The sequence below is a fragment of the Micromonospora sp. NRRL B-16802 genome (assembly GCF_001279555.1).
Taxonomy (GTDB): Bacteria; Actinomycetota; Actinomycetes; order Mycobacteriales; family Micromonosporaceae; genus Micromonospora; species Micromonospora profundi.
In genome coordinates this window covers 1-445 of sequence record NZ_LGEB01000139.1, presented here as the reverse complement: position 1 = coordinate 445, position 445 = coordinate 1, and the positions used below count along the sequence as shown (strand labels likewise).

Below are 445 nucleotides of genomic sequence, written 5' to 3'. Positions count from 1 at the left end.
GTTGTAGACGTCGAGCACCTTGCCGGAGTGCCGGGACTTCAGCCGGTAGTAGCCGCCGCCGGAGTCGACGAACTGCCACTGCTGCCACGCGCCGTCGTTACGGGACCACTGCGTGATCCGTGCGCCGTCGTTCGTGGCACGGTTGTACACGTCCAACGCCCTGCCACTGTTGCGGTTCACCAGCACGTACCAGGCGTTGGTGTCCACAGGGGAGCCCGGCGGAGGTGTGGTGGGGTTGGTGCCCGCGTTGAGGGCGTTGAGGACGGAGTCGTACGCCGCCTTTTTGTTGCCCGACCTGTCGAACAGCAGGGCGTTGTCAGTGCCACGCCACGAGTCGCTGTCCCGTACGCCCCAGACGGTGATGCCGGTGCAGCGGGTGACGGCCAGGCAGGCGCGGGTGACCGCGCCGAAGATGTTGGCCTGGTTGGAGCCGGTCATCACGTCC

Annotated in this window: 1 protein-coding gene; it reads right to left on the bottom strand. The window is 67.0% G+C overall.

All coding sequences use genetic code 11. The annotated features are described in order from the left end of the window. The coding region (locus tag ADK66_RS32535) for an RICIN domain-containing protein (protein ID WP_231640261.1) at positions 1-445 on the bottom strand (445 nt) is incomplete at both ends.